General features: G+C 39.8%; 24 protein-coding genes. 9 read left to right on the top strand and 15 right to left on the bottom strand.

The genetic code is table 11. From position 1 onward, the window contains the following. Window positions 1–7: 7 nt before the first annotated feature. Window positions 8–1,147 (top strand): cysteine peptidase family C39 domain-containing protein, encoded by a 1,140-nt coding sequence (locus G4Y78_RS20480; protein WP_163834769.1) that lies wholly within the window; start codon window positions 8–10, stop codon window positions 1,145–1,147. 99 nt (window positions 1,148–1,246) lie between these two features. On the opposite strand, the gene G4Y78_RS20475 is transcribed toward G4Y78_RS20480, so the two are convergent. The 14 genes from G4Y78_RS20475 to G4Y78_RS20410 all read right to left on the bottom strand — a co-directional run bounded on the left by G4Y78_RS20475 (window position 1,247) and on the right by G4Y78_RS20410 (window position 10,414). Continuing rightward, complete coding sequence (locus G4Y78_RS20475) at window positions 1,247–2,374, bottom strand: tyrosine-type recombinase/integrase (RefSeq protein ID WP_163834768.1); 1,128 nt, start codon at window positions 2,372–2,374, stop codon at window positions 1,247–1,249. Further along, window positions 2,371–2,583, bottom strand: a complete 213-nt coding sequence (locus tag G4Y78_RS20470; protein ID WP_163834767.1) for a DNA-binding protein — start codon at window positions 2,581–2,583, stop codon at window positions 2,371–2,373. Before G4Y78_RS20470 ends, G4Y78_RS20475 begins: the two co-directional genes overlap by 4 nt. Window positions 2,584–2,593: 10 nt before the next feature. Next, entirely contained in the window at window positions 2,594–2,899 is a 306-nt protein-coding gene (locus tag G4Y78_RS20465; RefSeq protein ID WP_163834766.1) for a carbon storage regulator, read from the bottom strand. A 9-nt stretch (window positions 2,900–2,908) separates the two neighbouring features. Continuing rightward, complete coding sequence (locus G4Y78_RS20460) at window positions 2,909–3,142, bottom strand: hypothetical protein (protein ID WP_163832210.1); 234 nt, start codon at window positions 3,140–3,142, stop codon at window positions 2,909–2,911. Further along, the gene (locus G4Y78_RS20455; protein ID WP_163834765.1) at window positions 3,132–4,757 is read right to left on the bottom strand and encodes a DEAD/DEAH box helicase; all 1,626 of its coding nucleotides are present in this window, start codon (window positions 4,755–4,757) and stop codon (window positions 3,132–3,134) included. The genes G4Y78_RS20460 and G4Y78_RS20455 overlap by 11 nt, the downstream gene beginning before the upstream one ends. Next, window positions 4,754–5,794, bottom strand: a complete 1,041-nt coding sequence (locus tag G4Y78_RS20450; protein ID WP_163834764.1) for an oxidoreductase — start codon at window positions 5,792–5,794, stop codon at window positions 4,754–4,756. The genes G4Y78_RS20455 and G4Y78_RS20450 overlap by 4 nt, the downstream gene beginning before the upstream one ends. 184 nt (window positions 5,795–5,978) lie before the next feature. Then, window positions 5,979–6,197 (bottom strand): hypothetical protein, encoded by a 219-nt coding sequence (locus tag G4Y78_RS20445; protein WP_163834763.1) that lies wholly within the window; start codon window positions 6,195–6,197, stop codon window positions 5,979–5,981. A gap of 54 nt (window positions 6,198–6,251) precedes the next feature. Further along, window positions 6,252–6,821, bottom strand: coding sequence for a DUF669 domain-containing protein (locus G4Y78_RS20440; RefSeq protein ID WP_163834762.1), 570 nt, complete (start codon window positions 6,819–6,821; stop codon window positions 6,252–6,254). Between the two features lie 11 nt (window positions 6,822–6,832). Beyond that, a complete protein-coding gene (locus G4Y78_RS20435) occupies window positions 6,833–7,585 on the bottom strand; it encodes an ATP-binding protein (protein WP_163832206.1) in 753 nt (250 codons plus the stop codon). A gap of 2 nt (window positions 7,586–7,587) precedes the next feature. Next, a complete protein-coding gene (locus G4Y78_RS20430) occupies window positions 7,588–8,004 on the bottom strand; it encodes a DUF7173 family protein (RefSeq protein ID WP_163834761.1) in 417 nt (138 codons plus the stop codon). 83 nt (window positions 8,005–8,087) lie between these two features. Next, complete coding sequence (locus tag G4Y78_RS20425) at window positions 8,088–8,297, bottom strand: hypothetical protein (protein WP_163834760.1); 210 nt, start codon at window positions 8,295–8,297, stop codon at window positions 8,088–8,090. Then, window positions 8,294–9,208: a recombination-associated protein RdgC gene (locus G4Y78_RS20420; protein ID WP_163834759.1), complete on the bottom strand. Its 915-nt coding sequence runs from the start codon at window positions 9,206–9,208 to the stop codon at window positions 8,294–8,296. The genes G4Y78_RS20425 and G4Y78_RS20420 overlap by 4 nt, the downstream gene beginning before the upstream one ends. Before the next feature lie 11 nt (window positions 9,209–9,219). Further along, complete coding sequence (locus G4Y78_RS20415; RefSeq protein ID WP_163834758.1) at window positions 9,220–9,609, bottom strand: helix-turn-helix transcriptional regulator; 390 nt, start codon at window positions 9,607–9,609, stop codon at window positions 9,220–9,222. A gap of 148 nt (window positions 9,610–9,757) precedes the next feature. Continuing rightward, window positions 9,758–10,414, bottom strand: coding sequence for a helix-turn-helix domain-containing protein (locus tag G4Y78_RS20410; RefSeq protein ID WP_268935000.1), 657 nt, complete (start codon window positions 10,412–10,414; stop codon window positions 9,758–9,760). Between the two features lie 352 nt (window positions 10,415–10,766). On the opposite strand from G4Y78_RS20410, the gene G4Y78_RS20405 reads away from it, so the two are divergent. The 8 genes from G4Y78_RS20405 (at window position 10,767) to G4Y78_RS20370 (ending at window position 16,214) form a co-directional block, all read left to right on the top strand. Next, complete coding sequence (locus G4Y78_RS20405) at window positions 10,767–13,028, top strand: PriCT-2 domain-containing protein (protein WP_163834756.1); 2,262 nt, start codon at window positions 10,767–10,769, stop codon at window positions 13,026–13,028. Window positions 13,029–13,329: 301 nt separating this feature from the next. Continuing rightward, window positions 13,330–13,500, top strand: a complete 171-nt coding sequence (locus tag G4Y78_RS20400) for a hypothetical protein (RefSeq protein ID WP_163832199.1) — start codon at window positions 13,330–13,332, stop codon at window positions 13,498–13,500. Between the two features lie 6 nt (window positions 13,501–13,506). Further along, window positions 13,507–13,887, top strand: coding sequence for a VRR-NUC domain-containing protein (locus G4Y78_RS20395; protein ID WP_163832198.1), 381 nt, complete (start codon window positions 13,507–13,509; stop codon window positions 13,885–13,887). A 47-nt stretch (window positions 13,888–13,934) separates the two neighbouring features. After that, window positions 13,935–14,483: a hypothetical protein gene (locus G4Y78_RS20390; protein WP_163834755.1), complete on the top strand. Its 549-nt coding sequence runs from the start codon at window positions 13,935–13,937 to the stop codon at window positions 14,481–14,483. Between the two features lie 149 nt (window positions 14,484–14,632). Next, a complete protein-coding gene (locus G4Y78_RS20385; RefSeq protein WP_163834754.1) occupies window positions 14,633–14,932 on the top strand; it encodes a hypothetical protein in 300 nt (99 codons plus the stop codon). 102 nt (window positions 14,933–15,034) lie between these two features. Continuing rightward, window positions 15,035–15,457 (top strand): N-acetylmuramoyl-L-alanine amidase, encoded by a 423-nt coding sequence (locus G4Y78_RS20380; protein ID WP_163834753.1) that lies wholly within the window; start codon window positions 15,035–15,037, stop codon window positions 15,455–15,457. 125 nt (window positions 15,458–15,582) lie between these two features. After that, a complete protein-coding gene (locus G4Y78_RS20375; RefSeq protein WP_163834752.1) occupies window positions 15,583–15,975 on the top strand; it encodes a hypothetical protein in 393 nt (130 codons plus the stop codon). 20 nt (window positions 15,976–15,995) lie between these two features. Then, a complete protein-coding gene (locus G4Y78_RS20370; RefSeq protein ID WP_163834751.1) occupies window positions 15,996–16,214 on the top strand; it encodes a phage holin in 219 nt (72 codons plus the stop codon). Between the two features lie 14 nt (window positions 16,215–16,228). Here G4Y78_RS20370 and G4Y78_RS20365 read toward each other — a convergent pair whose 3' ends face one another. Continuing rightward, on the bottom strand, window positions 16,229–17,044 hold the full coding sequence (locus tag G4Y78_RS20365; protein ID WP_163834750.1) for a hypothetical protein: 816 nt from the start codon (window positions 17,042–17,044) through the stop codon (window positions 16,229–16,231). Window positions 17,045–17,625: the final 581 nt, after the last annotated feature.

Genomic DNA, 17,625 nt, shown 5'->3' with positions numbered 1-17,625 from the left:
TTTTTTTATGACGAATATTAGTGCTATCCAAGCTAATTCTATCCCATCACTTTCAAACTCAGATTTAATTGCAGCAAAAGATTCAAACAGTAAAATTGAGGTTAATGGAGTTAAATACAAAATTTCACATAACCTTGATGCTCAAGTTAGTGGTAATTTGAACAAACTTTACTCAAAGTTTTCTAAGCTATTGCAACATTTGCATATTCACGACATCACCAAAGGAAAAGAAATTAACGCAACACTAGCTGGTTTAGAGGCTAGATTAAATAAAATATCGCAAGAATCTGATACGAAAGCTACAGCAGCAAAGCCAGCAGGTTTTCCTCTTGCTTTGCAAAGTTTACCCGAAAAAGGCACTGCAGAAATTGAGTACTATGACTCTGAAGAGGGTGGATATCAATATTTAGAAATTGATATAAATAATAAATCATCTCTTACCAGCCAATTGCTACAACACTTTGCGCCTAAGGATGACGGTATATTTGGGTCATTTGATGATGATGAAGATGGTAAAGGTAATCTTTTTGATATTACCAAAATCACTATCCCAGATTCCGATGGTGTTGATCGCAGTGTGTACTTTCCTGAAAAAAAACCAGGTGACTATAAACATTTTCAAGAATTGTTTGATGGCGTTCCAGTAGATATTAAAGACATGGATAATATAGTCACTCCTGACAACTTTGATCAGTCTTTAGAAGGTGATTATGGATTTGACTATGCTGTTCATAACAATCTTCATGTTATTCAGCAGGGAACTACTAATGCATGCGGTCCAACATCACTAGCCATGATATTAATGGATAAAAATGTTGATATATCAAAACTTCAGCGAAGTGTTATGGACACAGAATCAGGTATGTTCATGAATAAATTAAATGAATTAGCAAATGACTATACTAAAACTGATTTTCAGGAGAATAGTAAAAACATCCTAAAAACTTTAAAAGAAAATTTAAATGCAGATGGCCCTAATAGAGCTGCTATTGTTATGTACGGTCCTCATTTTATAGTCGTAGACTCTGTCGATGATAATAAAATTTCAATCAGAGATCCTTTTCAAGGTACATTATCTGAAATAGCACTTGCTTCTTTAGATAAAAGTAATCTTGGTTCAGATATCATTTTTTTTCCAAAAGATTAATTATTCGTTTTACACCTGTTTTGGAGCCTAGTATCTCTAGGCTCTTTTGATACATAATAAACTGCTATTTTTCACCTCTTTTCTTTTCAAGACTGTTATTTATTCATCCAGCCAATCCAACCTAAAATCAGCATCAACCATTGTCCACCTTTCCACATGCCCCTGTAAGTAGTGCTCTGTCATTTTTTCAGAAGTGTGGCCCATTAATGAACGTACCTCGGCTTTAGTCCTGCCGTGCTGTTCATAGAGGTGTCCACCTAAAGCCCTAATTTCATGAAAAGTGGGTCTTTGTTGTTGTGGTATGTTGGTAAATAAATCCGTTTTATCACGGGCTTGAGCAAAGGCATCCGACAAGTATCGTGGGGTGATGGCTGTCCAATGTTCCTTGGTCTCTAGCTGCTTTCTCTGGCGTTGCAGTGGCTTTCGGTGAATGATGAAAGGGGAGAGCACACCACTCGACCTTGCTCGTTGTATAATGGCTTTCAGATCATGGCCAATATGGATAGACAGCCTAGCCGCATCCCCATGTTTTTCGGTTTTGCTCTGGACGAGATACAATCTGTCGTCTTTAATATCGGTGAATTTTAGCTGTAATAGGTCTGACCGCCTTTGCAGTGTGGTCAGTGCCAAGTCCATTGCTATTTGTAACCAAGTGTCTGCAAACTGATAGATCGCTTGGTATTGCTCTACGGTTAATCGGCTTCTCTGTTTTTTTATTTTTTCACCTTGCAGAGTAGGGAGGGTGGTTTCAACGGGATTTTCTTTCATCCAACCTTTAACCACTGCAGTACGACAGAGTTGATTTAATACTGAGCGGTGTTGTTTATAGGCATCCCCTCTAAAGTTAATATCCAAATAATAAGCAACTTTTTGTGTGGATAATTTCGTTAATGCCCAATGGCCGATATCTTTTTCAACTCTATTTAAGCGATAATTGATTTCATGCAGTGAACGTTCTTTTAATTCTTTCTTGGGTAATATTTCTTCTTTAAATTTAAGGATTAAATCTTTGATGGTTTTATTGTCTAAACCCATCACACCACGTATTAACGTTTCATGATTGGGCAGTAATATGGCATTCAACTCTTTAGCTGCTTTGACGGCTTTAGCCTTATCACGCCCTAAATTATGCCAGGTTTTTTTATAAGGGTGGCGATAGCGGTAAAGCCCATCAGACTCGTAAAGGTTGGGGCAGAGCCCCGGTTTAATTCTACGTCTTGGTGTCATAGCATGCCTATTTCACTTAATACTTTCTCAACCAGAGGATCACCACTCGTCGAGGAGGCAACATCGATATCCACATACCATAATTTACCTTCCTTTCGAGCGCCAGCAAGATCACCACTACGGCACTGTCGTCGCAAGGATCCCATCGAAGGGCCATCACCAAAAGGAAATTTAGTTTTTCTATAATTTTCCAAGCTAATAAGTCGCACTGATTTCTCCTTAAGCGGCTGTTAACTCTTTATTGGATTTAACTTGCTTATTTCTTGATTCCAGCTCACTGCGTAATATGATTACATCTCTCGGTGCATTAAAATAAAAACACACTTGACCACCTTTATGTCGAATAAAGAAGGTAATATCGTCACCTAGCTTTTGATAAAGTTCGTAAGGCACCTCCTTAATTTCTAGTTTTTCATTGATTGCTAGTCCTACTCGGGCCGATTCCCGATTAAACCCACCCAATGAAATTCTGATGTGGTTACCAATATAAATAGACTGACCGTATTTTCGTGAGAGTGCTAACATGGCAATTCCTTAATGTTGAACCGGTACAACTGGGATATTGTTAAGGGTGTAAGGTGGTTTGCATTTACCATTAGTCTTTGTTAGTAAATTTTTCCTAAGCCTTTCATATTGTTTAATTTCTAACTGTATTCTTTCAGGCTTTCGTCCATCTGCTTTGGCTAGCTTATAATAGTTAATATACTCCCTCATTCGCTCAACAACCTTTCTGTTTTCTCTTGATAAATACATCTGGTTAATTTCCATAAGCCATCTCCTTTATTGTCTCGGGTAGAAACTCGTAATTAATTATTTTTTTGTATTTGCCTTCAGGTTTCACCTGAATAGCAGATGGGGTTTTAACGTTGTTATTATTTAAATAGGCCAATGCCGTATCACAATCATTCGGGCATGGCGGTTGATAACCGACCCGTTGCACCCACCAGGTTAATGCCCGGTGTTTCGGAAAGCCGGTGTGCTCAAAACAAACCCACTCATCAAAAAATTCAGTGCCACACTGATAAGTCACTTTGACTGAGTTATTCGAAAACGCCTTGCTATGCAGTTGATAAAATACCGCTTCCACTGGGTACCATTCGGCCTGTTGCATAGCAGACAGTACTGCTTTGTTACTGGCTGTGGCTTTATGGGGGGCTTGTGCGGGAAAAATATACCCGCAATCTGGGCATTCTTTTTCAAAGCAGGGAATCAATAACTGACACTTGGGGCATTCCTTGATTGGCATTTCCCCCGGCTCTTTTTTCTTACCGGCATTCCTCACTTTGATTTGATCAATCGGCCCATGGCGTTCAACATTGCCGCCATAATCTAGGACCAAACAATTAGTCTTGCCGGTTTCGGGCGATATCCGTAATCCACGTCCTAATATCTGCACATACAGCCCAGCAGATTTAGTCGAACGTAATAACGCAATTAAATCCGTTCTAGGCGCATCGAATCCCGTCGTTAAAACACCTTGCGAAATTAGACAACGTATACTACCTTGTTTGAACAAAGTAATAATTCTATCCCTTAACTTATTAGGTGTCTTACCATGGACGATCCCCACGGAGACACCTTGCTTTTTTAATTTCTCTTCAATTTCTAGACAGTGCTTAACCGATACTCCAAAGATCAACCAACTTTTTCTATCAGCCCCTAACTCCATAATTTCAGCCAAGGCTTTATCAGTTAAATCATCTTTATTAACCGCCTTTTCCATATCCTTGGTGGCATAATCGCCGTTTTGGGTCCGTACCCCAGTAAGGTCGATTTTCTGCCTGCCACCTTTGGTGACCAAAGGAGATAAATAGCCATCATCAATTAATTGCTGAATATCGGTTTCATAAACAATCTCATGGAATAAGGCATTATCCCCATGGGTTAATAACCCTGACTTCATCCGATACGGTGTCGCTGAAAACCCAATCACTTTAATATTGGGATTCATCTTTTTAGCATCGGTAAAAAACTGGCTGTACATCGTGGTGTCGTTATCGGCATTAATTAAGTGGCATTCATCCACAATAATTAAATTGAAGGGACCTAAATCAAACGCTTTGGAATACACGGATTGGATACCAGCAAATAACACACTGGCGTCTTTGTCTTTGCGTTTTAAGCTGGCCGAATAAATCCCCATATCCACATCAGGGGCCAGGGTTTTTAATTTACTGTAATTCTGCTCCAGGATTTCTTTAACGTGGCTGAGTATTAAGATGCGTTGATTAGGAAATTGGTTTAATACCAACTGACACCAAGCGGCTATCACCACGGATTTACCGCCACCAGTGGAAATACAGATTAACGGATTCCCAGTGGCACGATGAAAGTATTCAATCAGTGCCTGAATCGCTTCCTGCTGATAAGGTCGAAGTTTCATGCCACCACCTTGGCATCAAAGTGCTCACGAATGGCCTCAACGTTTTTATCGTTTAATAACGATAAGTCAGAAACGGCCCTTAATTCACTGCTCTTGTGGTGTTCCGGTGCTTCCCCGGTGGTAATGATTTCCCCCGTGGCTTTGATAGCAAACTGATACCAGTAATCCCCGCTATCCAGTACTTCCGCCCAGGGATACAACAGATGTGGGTTATACATATGGCTCTGACAGCCCCAGCGTTGTTGCTCATCGGTCGGATTGAGTTGGTAACGCTCACATAACCACTGACCATTGGCCACTGGGGTAGAATGCATACAGGTACGACAGTTAACCGGTGGTAATTTGTTTTGATGGCACACGGCTTGGTGGTCGCAAAACTTGCACTTAAACCAGCTCGGGTCTTCGTTAATTTTTGCCGGTGGTGCACTCGAAAAAATCACATTACATGCTTTATCAATTGCCTCCCTGGCATGCTGTTGATCATATTCAACCCGTTCACCATAAAGTTCGTCAGTGTTTTTATTCACGGCAATATAAAAAGCTCGCTCGAATCCGCCGAGGTGCATATAGACTTGCATTTGGGTGTAATGCTGGGGTTTGGATTCCTTAACCTTTTTCTTTTCTAATTCCTTAAAAGACTTCTCGCTGTGAGTCTTCATCTCTACGACATGGGGTGTCTTTGGGGCTTCAGGGAAACCTTGACCAATGCCATCCATACTGCCACCAAAGTGACCATCACAAGCCACGACCCGATATTGCAAACCGGTCTTTGGGTCTACGGTATGGATTTGTACGCCAATGGCTCTTAGGTTTTCAGCAAAGCGCGCTTCGGCTAACTGGCCAGTCTCAAATAAGCGCAATAGCTGACCCGAATGATTGCTAGGGGTACACCAATGAAAGTCATACCACAGCGCCCGTTGGCATTCTTTACCAATAATGGACGCGCCCAAGTGTGCCCGAAAACCACTATCAGCATTTTTTTCGTAATGTTGGTAAATGGCATTAACGGTTGTGTTACTGGCGTCAGGAATTTGCATATGGTCACTCCCTGGTTACCGGCTATTAAAAGTGTCGTTTTTAGGAGAATTTTTTACTGTGGTTGAGGTAAACTTTTTTCTCCTATCTCAGTCAGATAGTTTGTAATCTTGCGTATATTGGCATTGCTTCGTTGCTGTACTCTAGTCCCAAACCCGCGTTAACGAAGCAATGCTTTTTTAGTCCTTATGGCGATTGCTTAATTTCCTTTTCTGTTTTCTCAATCGCATCCAGATAGGTCTGCACATTTTCTGTCACGAGCACAATGGCGACCTCCGGCTTTCCGTCATAACCCATGATTTTCAGTTCTATTTTGCTGGTTTTTTGAAATACCATATGTTCTAAAATATCTTTCAGACTGGTTTCCATATAGGTGTCAATATTTGCGGTTAATAATGATTCCATTGTGTGTGTCCTTATTATTTATTCAGTCATTTCCCACCCGCAGGTGGGGATTAATTAAACCGCTATTTTTGCTGCTTGCTCAGATGAGGGTGTATTAAATACTGGTTGACCATTAGGACCACCTAAATTCATGGGTTGTTGTGGTGCTTGAGTCGTAGTAGTTTGTTGCGGCGGCATGGTTGGCACAGCCGTTTGTTGATAACTGCCTGGTGATGCCGGTTGTTGCATACCAAACTGATAAGCCGTGAATTTTTTAATGATATTTTTATCACCATATTCCTTATCATTTTTTATGCCTAAATTTAATACACAAGGCTTTTGTAGCAGTTGGTCAGTATCCTGGGCATCAGGAATCCCAATGGCATGGGCAATCGCCGACAGTCGTTGCCGACCTAATTTCTCCGCCATGGTATTTTGGTGAGTAATATTGACTGCATCAAAAATATTACGATTAGCAAACTCGCCTTCAGTAATTAACCATTTACAGTTAATAAATTGGCCGGTGCCTTTTGAATTCGCTTTAATATCGGCTTCTACCAACATAGCGATATAATCACCGGCAGGTAATACCTCAAAACCGGCATTAGGATCGTATTCACCTGTATTAAATCCAAAACTTGCCATAGTGACTCTCCTTATACAGAGGGTTGTGGGTTAAGTGCATTGGTAAATGCCTCCCATGCAAGGGGCATTTTTTCGGGTAAGTTAAAACGGTTTTTAGCGATATAAGCGGGTTTTTCCACGGTATGAATTAATCGCTGTCCAGTGGAAATACCTCGGGCTTTTTCTTTACCAAAGCCAACATCCGCTTTATTAATGTTGACTTGGTAATTACAGAACAACACACAGTCTACTGACTCTTGAACTAAGCCACTGGCTTTGTCATTGAGCTTAATTTGGTAACGATCATAAGAATCCGTTTCAGGACTATCAAAACGTTTAATATGGGTATGAGCCGTTAAAATATAGGTCATGCCTTTTTGATTGCGTAACGCATCGAGCCAACCTAGTATTTCACGCCAATAACGTAAGGCTTCCATATAGCCCTTGCCATAGCCAAAGTCTTCGATACTGTCTTTATTACATTGCTGAGCCGTATGGGTCCAAATTAAGGGTTCTAAATGATCCAGTGAATCAAGCACCACGGTCTGAAACTCGTGTTGTTCATTGTATAGAGCCGCTAAAGCTTGAATAACTTCTACATAATTCGTCAGCAGTGGAAATGAATTTAATGCTAATTGACCGGAACCATCTTCGGTAAATAAAAATATGGGATTCGGTGCCCCGGCAGCAAAAGTGGTTTTACCAATACCATGAGTCCCATAAATCAATATCCGAGGGGCCTTAATCCCATTGGTTTTTGATATACTGGCAAGTGAAATGGCCATGGTTATTGCTCCACACGCTCAACGCTAACGCTGGTTCTGGCTGGGGTGGAAATCACCGCATGGGCTGCTACATTGTAGGTTTTACTGTCGGTTTTCATTAACTCCTTAAAGGCTGTGGTATTGACCTCATACTTCACCCGAAACAAGTTATTAAATAAGGTTGGATTTATGGACTGCGCGACATCAGCTAATTTATTGACATCTACTTTGCGACTAATCTTAGAGTTAGTTTTTAACTTGAATATTTCCGTTGCTTTACTACAAGTACCTTCTGGCTTACGGCCAATTAATTCAATCAGTTTATCTTCAATAGCACGACGGCTTTTTATCGCTTCGGTTTCTTGTTGTTTGGCTAACTCCCAGCAAGTAGCTAACTCATCTATCATGCTGGTTGGTTGTGGTTGTTGGATTGCTAACATTTTGTTTTCTCCTTCACTTTCTTCGGGCAATAAGAAGCCGTGGCTCTAATTTGAGCGTTTTTAAATTCAGCTTTTTATTCGGTTTAGAACCCGGCAGGTTCTCTTAGTAATTTATGTTTCGTTTTATCGAGCTGATAGCGTAATCGTATTCTTAGGCTGTTGTTAATTTTTAATAATTCGTGGTACTCCCTGGTGATTTTCTCCCACATTATTTCAGCTTCGGTTTTTCTCCTTCTTAATGCTTGGTTGGCTTTTAGTTCAGTTTTGGGTAATCGGGTGGCCATGGGTTTCATGCCGCTTGCTCTTCTGGCAATCTTTCCTCAACCAACCCACCAAACGCTTTAATTAAGGTGTTAATAATTTCACTGATGGTTTGTTGAGTGACAAACGCATTAACCCGAAGATAATGAAGCTTGTCTTCTTCCTCATTATTTATAAAAGAATCGGTGTAAGCGTCATCAATTTTAAGTCTTTTGACTTGCATGTTTTCGGTAACATCAAACGTGTAATGCACACTTTCAAGGGTTAATTGCTTAACCTGGCGAGTACCACATAAATCAACAATTTCCTGATCGCGTAAATCTTCTTTCCGACAGGTAATAGAACCTTCACCATTGGAGATTTTAAAGCAGTCGCCTAGCTCAAATTCAGAAAAGTCTAAGGCTTCCTGGTATATCCAGGCGGTCATGATCAAACTGGGTTCTTGTTTTGTCACCATTAGTTCACTGGAAAAACCACTGACTACTTGTCTAACAGCACCTAAGACATAATCCAGCGCTGTAGTATTACAGCTACCCACCACTAACCAACCGTTTTGGGTATCAATATAGGCATCAATGGTTTTATAAAGGCTAAATGCTTGTGGGAGTAATTCAAAACGGACAGCATCTTTTATTTGATCTTTTTCTTGTCTTGATAAGGGTTTACCGTTTTTTTCTTCGGCTTCGACAATACGTCTTTGGGCATGGTGTTCAATCACCGCTTTAGGTAATATTTTTTCTTCGATTTTATAACGAAATAAAACCAAGTGATCACCCATTAAAACAAAGCTATCGTCCACGACTGGTGTAAACCCATGGCTTAACTCTTGGGTTTTACCGCATGGCTGAAATGCATATTGTTGTAATCCACCCATTATTTTTTCGACCACCATATCAGAGTGGACTTTTAATCGATAAATAGTTGCTTCCTTTATACTGGCCATTGTGTGGCTCCTTATACTAATAATGTCGTTAAGTCATCAGCTCGCCGCACAGGTCGTTGGGTAATGCGAACCTGGCGGGGTTGATTCGGTTCATCGTCTTGGGCAGTTAATAGTGGTAAATCAGGTAGTGTTAATGCAGCTAATACCATCATCAGTGGGGTGACCACTTTTAGCCGAATTAACTCAGCCACTAAATGTGCCCGATTATGGGTCCGTAGCTTGTAATGTACGGTTTTAATTCGTTGCGTCACTGTGCCCGGTGAGACTTCGCAATCGCGGGCTATCTGTTTATCTGACTTACCCGCTAGGAGACCGAAGCAGTACAACGTTTCCCGTGGGGCAAGATGCGGATTGTTCAGGTGCGCTTGCCAGTGTCCTTCTGCTATTACGTTACCGTCCATAGTTATACTCAAACCGATAAATAGTGTACTTTTATGTAAATCTACACCCAAAAACCAATACTTTTCTAATTGATAATATTGATCAGAAATTGATTTTTAATAGCTTTTGTTTAAAGTTAAGAAGGGAGATGAGAAAGGAGTGGGAGGGTTACGGACGATCTTCAATGGTTTTAAGTAAAGCAAGAATCATCTTAAGGTCAGACTGGGTAAGCTTTTCTTCTAATGCTAATCGAGTGATGGTGACGGATGCTTCTGTTGCATCATCTAATATTCTACTGCGAAACTGATTAGCATCGTCAACTTTGTCTGGTGGCTCATTATCTACTCTTTCTTTCCAAGATGGGTCTAGATCACTTGAATCTGACGACAGCCAATCATAAGGGCAATCAAGAGTTTTACAAATTTGTCGTAAGCTTGCCTCTTTTGGTTTACTTCTTCCAATCTCCCACGAAGCAACAGCTGCAGTTGATACTCCTAGCTTGTTTGCCAGCTCTTCTTGAGTAAATAAACGGAATTTTCTTACAGCTTTTAGTCTGTCTTTGAACTCGCTTTGCTTCTCAATATCTAGCACAAGTAGTTCGTCATTGATTTCTGTAGTATCTGATTCAATCCACTCAACAGGACAGCCAAAAAGCTCGCTTAACTCTTTAATAACGAGGCTTGTAGGAACATTTCTTCCTGTTTCCCATGCAGATATAGCAGCCTTAGTAATACCTAACTTTCGACTTAACTCTTCCTGGGACATCTTATGCGACTGTCTCAAGGTTCGAATTCTATCTTTAAGCTCGCTTTTTTTGTTACTCATGCATTAAGTAAACATCAGACGTTACATGTAAATAGTATACATACAAATAAATAAAATACTTTCTTGACTTTTGGGTATACTTTTATTACAAATACCAATACAACAAAAAGCCGGAACCTCCCAAGGGAAGTCCGGCTAAACCCGAAACAACAAAGGAGATGGGAGAGGTATAAGGAGTAGCCTCACGGCTATAAGGCTCTGCACATCCCTTGGTTGAACAATAACTATATCTGAGTAGGTCTTTGATGTCACTACTGCTAGAGATGACTGTTTTGCTAACTAGTACCCAACTGGAGTACTACCGGTGTTTCCTAAGTAACCACAGTCAACTGACTCATAAGGAGGTGAGGTAATGCAATTTACCTTATTGCCCGCTTCGCATGAGGCTAAGGGCTGCCTGTGCTCGGAAAACTCCTGGCCAGACTTTTATAAGCACTATTTATCTAATCACCAAGTCAGACCATTAAAAGAAGGTCCGCTATTTTGTCCGACTATTTTTAAAGATAATCACCGTTGTTTAGCGAATGCGATTAGCGCGCAATTTATTGTTTTTGATTATGACAATAAAGTCGGCAAAGAAAAATCCACGACACCGGCATTACCTGATGATGTAGCTTTTGAATTAGAGGGCTATGCCTGGGCCTGTTATTCCACTTATAGCCATCAAGACGACTGGCCGAAGTGGCGTTTGGTTATTCCATTAGATCGACCAGTTAAACCGTTTGAATGGGAAGCCGTTTGGACAGGGGCTTTTAATGCATTAGGTGGCGATTCGAATAATATTGATACCAGCTGTAAAGACATGAGTCGTGCGTTTTGGTTACCGGCTTGCCATCCTGAGCGTAAAGATCAGGTCTTTACGGAATTTTATGAAGGGACTTTTTTTAGTGTTGAAAAATTAATAGAAGCCTCTGGTCTTATTCCTAAAGTACCCGAGCCAGAAGCGCCAACCATTCCTAAAAATAGAGCATCGACTTTACCACTGGCAACGCTTCGGGATGTATGCGATGCCTTGCAATACATTGACCCCACGCCTTATGAAGATTGGGTTAAAGTGGGTATGGCACTCTATAACTTAAATAACGATGAAACGGGTTTCAGCCTATGGCAGCAGTGGTCTAGTCAAGCCAGTAATTATGACGCTAAGGCTATAAAGGAGATGCCCGCTAAATGGAAAAGCTTTGGTAATCGACCTAATGAAATTCAGTTAGAAACACTTTTTTATAGAGCTAAAGAAAGTGGCTGGCCTGGTAATCAACAACCGGTCAAAAGTAATTTGGTGGATAACTTACTTAAAAAGCAGCAGGAGCAATTAACCATTCCTGATGAGAAGATTTTTAAGCAAGAACACCATCAGCCCCAATTTCCCAGTCATTTATTAACTGTGGGGGGAATGTTGGGCTTGGTATCTGATTTAATTAATCGCACAGCGACCAAAGTACAACCGGTCTTTTCGTTATGTGCTTCCATTATGTTGGTGGGTTTACTGACGAATCGAAAATTTTGCACACCCACAGGCTTACGACTGAATGAGTATATTGTGTGTCTGGGGCCAACGGGTTCAGGTAAAGATCATCCCCGTAAAGCCCTTAAAAAAATTCTGCATGATTTACAGTTAACCGATTACTTAGGTGGTGAACGGGTGGCAAGTGGTCAAGGGTTGTTAGCGCGTGTTAAAAACAATCCTAACGTATTATTTCCTATTGATGAAATGGGGTTGCTCCTTCAGTCGGTCATGCATACGAATGCTTCCAACCACGAAGCACAGATCATTACTAACTTAATGCAGTTATATACCAGTGCAGCTTCTATCTTTATTGGTACTGAGTATGCTGATCAAAAAAATAAGCCACGCCAGGATATCGAGTATCCTCATGTGTTTTTATATGGTTCGTCTGCCACTGAAGAATTCTGGCGCGCCTTAGAATCAAAAAATGTGTTGTCTGGATTTGTTAGTCGGATGTTAATCACCCAAACCAGTGATGAATATCCAGCTGATAATGAATTCCAGCAAATCGACATTAAAGCACCAGAAGAATTAAAAGAGTGGTGGAAAGAGGTCAGTAACTTATCCGGTGATGAGGGTAATTTAGTGGGTCTATCACCAGACAAACCCATTCGGCTATTATTTGATAAGCCCGCGAAAGAATTAGTGGACCACTATAATCGTGATATCATTCACTCAGCATTAAAACAAGGTAATGAAGTTGATCGTGCACTTTTTTCGCGTGCTTTTGAACATGTAAGTAAACTGGCTTCCATCAGGGCACTCAGTAATAACCCTAAATCTAGATATATCCAATTAGATGATGTAAAGTGGGCGATGGACTTTGTGTCGTATAGTATTAATGTCACTCGATTTGCTGCCCAACATCGTATGGCGGATAGTGAATATCAAAAGAACTACAACGAAATATTAGAAGCTTTTCGATGCGCAGGTAATAAAGGCATTACTGAACGCGAATTTAATCGCGGTGTCTTCTCTAAGTGGTCTAAAAAAGTCAGGATGGAAATCAGAGATACACTCATTGCGGCTGAGTTAATTAAGTATGGCCGTGTAGACGGTATTGCTGGTCGCCCTCGTCATGCATTTGTTGCCATGCAAGCTGAATAATGACAATAAAGACAATTATGCCAATTAACGTGTCAAAACAAGTGGCTGAAAAATAAAGGGAAAATGGAGTTTTGACAATTATGACAATTACGCAGCAGGGCCTTAAAAAACAAACTAATAAATAGGGTTTAAGTACCCCCTTGTCATTATTGTCAAAATTGTCATTATTATATTTATTATTATTTTTTATATTATATATCAATAGTTTATAGATTCTTAGTTTTGACAAAGTAAAAGCAGATTAAAGACAAGGTTGTCAAAAGTACGTAAAACCCGAAATAACGAATGGAGAATAACAACAATGAAAAGCAAAGAACGAACGACCAACTTGATTGCCATGGCAAAACGCTTTGAGAGGCTCGCAGAGCAGCTAGAAGACAGTTTAGAACATGGCAGTAGAGAACTAGCCCTAGCAGTGAGAAAAACGGCTGAGGGGCTGAAGAGTGGCAAGTGTGGTATGTGTGGAGAGTAAATAACAATGCGCGACCTTGAAGGAAAAGAACAAGCTGATTTATTTCGTTGGTTACATGGCAACTACCCTGATGTTTATCGTCATGCCTTTCATGTGCCTAATGGTGGTCATCGGCATGTGGCCGTGGCGAACAAATTAAAACAGCAAGGGGTTAAAGCTGGCGTTCCTGACATTTTTATCATGATGCCCCGCGGTGGTTACCATGGACTGGTGATTGAGTTTAAAGCCAGTCCCCCAGCTAAAACACAAGTGTCAGCCAATCAAAAAGAATGGCTAAACCGGTTAGCCAGTCAAGACTATCTGGCCGTCTTGTGTCGTGGAATCGATGCGGCTAAGCAACAGATTCAAGATTACTTAACGCTACCCGAAAATAAAAAAATAGCGTAAGTACTTAATTACCCGAAGCAACAAAAAGAGAAAAGAGGTAACCATCAATGAAATGGTATAGTGCAAAAGTCGCCTGGCATGATGCTTTTCTTGATATCGAAAGTCGAGTAGGTAAAACGCCTTCAGGATTTAATACAAACTTAGGTCGTATCACAAAGAATGTGGAAGCAGGTAAAGTACAAGACATCGTGGCAAAGCTTCCTCAACCGATTAAAGAGTGGGGAATGTTTTGTTATGCCCCTGATCACCCACAAGCTGAAAAGTTAAAATCAAGGATTGCTGACAGGCTTTATAAAGTGGTTATACAAAAGCATGGTGATAAAATCGTTAACAGCCGTATAAAGTGTGCCCGGTTAATCTCTTTATGTAATGTTGCGATTGATGACCGGAAAGAACAACAATGGAAAGGTAAGTTTATGCCAACCACTAAAAAGGCTGAGCAACTTGATTTAAAAAAACAAAACTTTACGCGTGACTGGGGTGATGTTTATTCCACGATGCAAAACTTTTTAGATGATTACTGTAGTAAAGCATTAGGTCCTGTGTCCGTCTTGTGCGAAAAAGAGCGTAATGCACTTGAGCAAGAAGCGGCATAAACTTTTTTTGAATTTTTTAAATTTAGGTGTTGACAATTGATTACCCAGAAAGTACCCTTCAGGTAAGCTGTTATTTTTATGTCAACAGCACTCAATTCAAGAAAGCCCTGTCAGATGACGGGGCTTTTTTTATGCCTGGAGAAAAGTAAATGAATATGAAGCATTACAAGCTAAGCCCAACGAGAGGACAAGATTATGAGTTTCGAGGGGCAGTAATAGCCACTACAGAATATACGAACAATGGAATGACTGCGGGTGTAGATTTATATAAAACAGAAAGCGGAAAGTTTATTTTTCATCTTGAATCACAAGATAAACCAGGTGAAGAGCCTGTTCACTATGTTGAGGTTTACAACAATGAAGACGCTCTTATTGGTGAGTATGGGTATAACGAAATTACAAAGCCTTTATATAAACAAGCAGGTATCGGAAAAACCATAGTTGTTTAACACTAAACTCACCATACACATCATAAAAAGAGTTATCCATCGACCGATATGGGAATTCCCATAACGGCTCTAATTCAATTTATACATCAAATCCAGCTTCAAATGAAAATCACCAAACTCGTCGTCCACTGCTCAGATTCCCCTAACAACAAAGATATTTCAGCCGAAGACATTCATCGCTGGCATATTGAACAAGGCTGGTCGGGTATTGGCTACCATAAAGTAATTAAGCGTGATGGCACTATTGAAAATGGTCGGCCTGAATTTTGGGTCGGTGCTCATGCTAAAGGCCATAATAGCCATAGCTTAGGTGTTTGTTTAGTAGGTCGAGATCAGTTTACTGATGCTCAACTTGATAGCTTAAAAAAAGTGGTTATCGATTGGCACATTAAATACCCTGAAGCTGAGGTGGTTGGGCATTGTGATTTAGAGCCTCAAAAGACTTGCCCTAATTTTCATGTTGAAAGTTGGTGGAGTGTCGTTAGAGATATAAGAGAGTACAGTCAATATGGAAACAACAGTTAACTTTTTCATTATTCTTGCAGCCGTTTTTATTGGAACTACTTTACCTTCCCTAAGTGTTTTAATTTACTCTTGTTATCAACATAGTAAACATTATCAAAACTACTTAAACAGAAAACGAAAGCCAAATGATAGCCACTATCGTCACAGCCGTTAGTAGTTTATTTCAATCCTATTTAACCAACAAACAACACAAAGCTGAACTCAAGCAAGCCATCCACCAAAAGCAATTAGACGAAATTCAGCAAGGTAATATCAGTGCCTCAGAGCTGGACTCAATTAGTATTCAGTCGCGAGGCTGGAAAGACGACTTTTTGCTGATTATTACTGTCCTGCCATTAGTCATTTGCTTTGTGCCTGGCATGAGTATTTATATTCAGGATGGCTTTGATGCTTTAAAAGAGAGCGTGCCTGAATGGTACTTATATGCCTTGGCCCTTGTTTTTATTGATACCTTTGGATTTAGACGAATACTGCGTAGTGTGTTAGTTCAGTATTTAACGAATAAATTTGGTAAATAACTGACAACACGGTTAGCCCCATGGTAACTGACAAAATCATATCAAACGCCCCTTATGTCGCTAGTGCAGCCACTGTGATTGCAGGTCTAACACTCAAAGACTGGGGTGTCATTATCGGTATCATTCTGACCACGATTACCGTTGTTGTTAACTGGATATATAAGCATCGGCAGGATAAAAGAGAGACGGTTTTGTTTTATCAGAAGATGAATGGTTTGTCTGAGCCTAATGAGAAATAACTGTTAACTAATAGTCAGAGTGATTGATCATTTGTTACAACATCGTGAAGTAAACCATTAAGCTCAGTAAACTGATCAAGATTGTATTGAGAAACTTCAGTAATTTCACTAGGTATCTTTATACTTGGATCAAAGCTAAACAATATAAAAAAAAGATCAGCAAGTTTTGAAATATTGGGTAGATATTCAGAAAGCAATAATGATCTTTCTATGCTAACTTCAAGTCCAGCCAAGTTTTGTTTAATAGGTTTTTTAAATAACCTTATATTGTTTTTGTTCTGCAGCTCATTAATACTTTCAATTACATTCTTTAGCTTGTTTTTATTAGTCTTTTGCTCCTTTATTTTTGCTTTTCTAAAACTGACTGCTATTTCACTTATATAAGTCTGGTTAGGTGTTAAACAGCCCTGTTTTGATAAGGGATATAGGCTATTGTATATAATTGAGGGAAACTCTATATAGGGTGGCTCCTCATTAGAGTTTACTCTCTTTTCGACATATTCATGAAATAATTCATAGTATTTTATATGATTAGTAAATATGTTTTGTTGTTCCATTTGCCTAGATCTATAATGTGCAGCCAGTAGCCCTAAAATGGGCAAAAGTGCTCCAATTGTTAATAATGGAAACTTAAAAAGTTCGATAAACCTTGAGAACCCATCTGCAGAAAAGTCAAATGTTAAAAATTTTGCTTCAGTATATAAAATAAGTACGAAAGATAATGCTGCAATAAAAACAAATACCCAAAAAAAGTACTTTACTATAGGCTCTCCAAAAAGACCTTTTCCTTTTTTTCGTGGTTTAAAAAAATATGCTTCAGAAAATGCCATTATGTTTACCTCGTCCCTTTTTGTTCACTACCATCTAATGAAAGCACAGCTGATAGGCTAGGTTATTAGGAAACCCAAAAACATTATTGAAATAATCAGTTATAGGTTAGTCTATGCACACTGTATTGTTAGTAATATTTATTTCTTCAATATTTAATTATTCCCTTACCACCATAAATCCTGATATTAATAGCAGTTATTATCATGCCTGATTGTTATTATTTATTGCATGATTGTTACAAAGGTACTCCCAGCGCATCCGAGCGTAACGGGTGTGAGACTCGCCGGTTTCGCGTCATTTTACTGTCAAAAATGGGGTCCTTTCTTCCTTTCTCAAAACATAAGAATCTCAGTAATGACGGGGGCTAGCGCCGAGTTGAGAAAGGAGTAAACCACTTGTCGGGTAACAAACAGCCCGTTTTGCCTCCTTTCTCCTGAGACCGTCAAAAGTGGACTTTAGCCTATAAAAACAGGGGTTTTAGTGGTTTCGAAGGCAAAAAAAGAAAGGAGCCAAGTCAGTGCCATGCACTTACTTTTTGTTTGTATTGTGTTCAAATTACCCCTGAATTGTCCCTTCTGCA

Origin of the sequence: Spartinivicinus ruber, from assembly GCF_011009015.1 — a bacterium.
Classification (GTDB): Bacteria; Pseudomonadota; Gammaproteobacteria; order Pseudomonadales; family Zooshikellaceae; genus Spartinivicinus; species Spartinivicinus ruber.
The sequence above is the reverse complement of the archived record's forward strand: the minus strand, read 5'-3'. Positions and strand labels throughout refer to the sequence as shown.

What these genes read in the sequence shown, in the direction of transcription:
- G4Y78_RS20480 (WP_163834769.1), top strand. Translation starts at nt 8, where the DNA reads ATGACGAATATTAGTGCTATCCAAGCTAATTCTATCCCATCACTTTCA.
- G4Y78_RS20475 (WP_163834768.1), bottom strand. Translation starts at nt 2,374, where the DNA reads ATGACACCAAGACGTAGAATTAAACCGGGGCTCTGCCCCAACCTTTAC.
- G4Y78_RS20465 (WP_163834766.1), bottom strand. Translation starts at nt 2,899, where the DNA reads ATGTTAGCACTCTCACGAAAATACGGTCAGTCTATTTATATTGGTAAC.
- G4Y78_RS20460 (WP_163832210.1), bottom strand. Translation starts at nt 3,142, where the DNA reads ATGGAAATTAACCAGATGTATTTATCAAGAGAAAACAGAAAGGTTGTT.
- G4Y78_RS20455 (WP_163834765.1), bottom strand. Translation starts at nt 4,757, where the DNA reads ATGAAACTTCGACCTTATCAGCAGGAAGCGATTCAGGCACTGATTGAA.
- G4Y78_RS20450 (WP_163834764.1), bottom strand. Translation starts at nt 5,794, where the DNA reads ATGCAAATTCCTGACGCCAGTAACACAACCGTTAATGCCATTTACCAA.
- G4Y78_RS20445 (WP_163834763.1), bottom strand. Translation starts at nt 6,197, where the DNA reads ATGGAATCATTATTAACCGCAAATATTGACACCTATATGGAAACCAGT.
- G4Y78_RS20440 (WP_163834762.1), bottom strand. Translation starts at nt 6,821, where the DNA reads ATGGCAAGTTTTGGATTTAATACAGGTGAATACGATCCTAATGCCGGT.
- G4Y78_RS20435 (WP_163832206.1), bottom strand. Translation starts at nt 7,585, where the DNA reads ATGGCCATTTCACTTGCCAGTATATCAAAAACCAATGGGATTAAGGCC.
- G4Y78_RS20430 (WP_163834761.1), bottom strand. Translation starts at nt 8,004, where the DNA reads ATGTTAGCAATCCAACAACCACAACCAACCAGCATGATAGATGAGTTA.
- G4Y78_RS20425 (WP_163834760.1), bottom strand. Translation starts at nt 8,297, where the DNA reads ATGAAACCCATGGCCACCCGATTACCCAAAACTGAACTAAAAGCCAAC.
- G4Y78_RS20420 (WP_163834759.1), bottom strand. Translation starts at nt 9,208, where the DNA reads ATGGCCAGTATAAAGGAAGCAACTATTTATCGATTAAAAGTCCACTCT.
- G4Y78_RS20415 (WP_163834758.1), bottom strand. Translation starts at nt 9,609, where the DNA reads ATGGACGGTAACGTAATAGCAGAAGGACACTGGCAAGCGCACCTGAAC.
- G4Y78_RS20410 (WP_268935000.1), bottom strand. Translation starts at nt 10,414, where the DNA reads ATGAGTAACAAAAAAAGCGAGCTTAAAGATAGAATTCGAACCTTGAGA.
- G4Y78_RS20405 (WP_163834756.1), top strand. Translation starts at nt 10,767, where the DNA reads ATGCAATTTACCTTATTGCCCGCTTCGCATGAGGCTAAGGGCTGCCTG.
- G4Y78_RS20400 (WP_163832199.1), top strand. Translation starts at nt 13,330, where the DNA reads ATGAAAAGCAAAGAACGAACGACCAACTTGATTGCCATGGCAAAACGC.
- G4Y78_RS20395 (WP_163832198.1), top strand. Translation starts at nt 13,507, where the DNA reads ATGCGCGACCTTGAAGGAAAAGAACAAGCTGATTTATTTCGTTGGTTA.
- G4Y78_RS20390 (WP_163834755.1), top strand. Translation starts at nt 13,935, where the DNA reads ATGAAATGGTATAGTGCAAAAGTCGCCTGGCATGATGCTTTTCTTGAT.
- G4Y78_RS20385 (WP_163834754.1), top strand. Translation starts at nt 14,633, where the DNA reads ATGAATATGAAGCATTACAAGCTAAGCCCAACGAGAGGACAAGATTAT.
- G4Y78_RS20380 (WP_163834753.1), top strand. Translation starts at nt 15,035, where the DNA reads ATGAAAATCACCAAACTCGTCGTCCACTGCTCAGATTCCCCTAACAAC.
- G4Y78_RS20375 (WP_163834752.1), top strand. Translation starts at nt 15,583, where the DNA reads ATGATAGCCACTATCGTCACAGCCGTTAGTAGTTTATTTCAATCCTAT.
- G4Y78_RS20370 (WP_163834751.1), top strand. Translation starts at nt 15,996, where the DNA reads ATGGTAACTGACAAAATCATATCAAACGCCCCTTATGTCGCTAGTGCA.
- G4Y78_RS20365 (WP_163834750.1), bottom strand. Translation starts at nt 17,044, where the DNA reads ATGGCATTTTCTGAAGCATATTTTTTTAAACCACGAAAAAAAGGAAAA.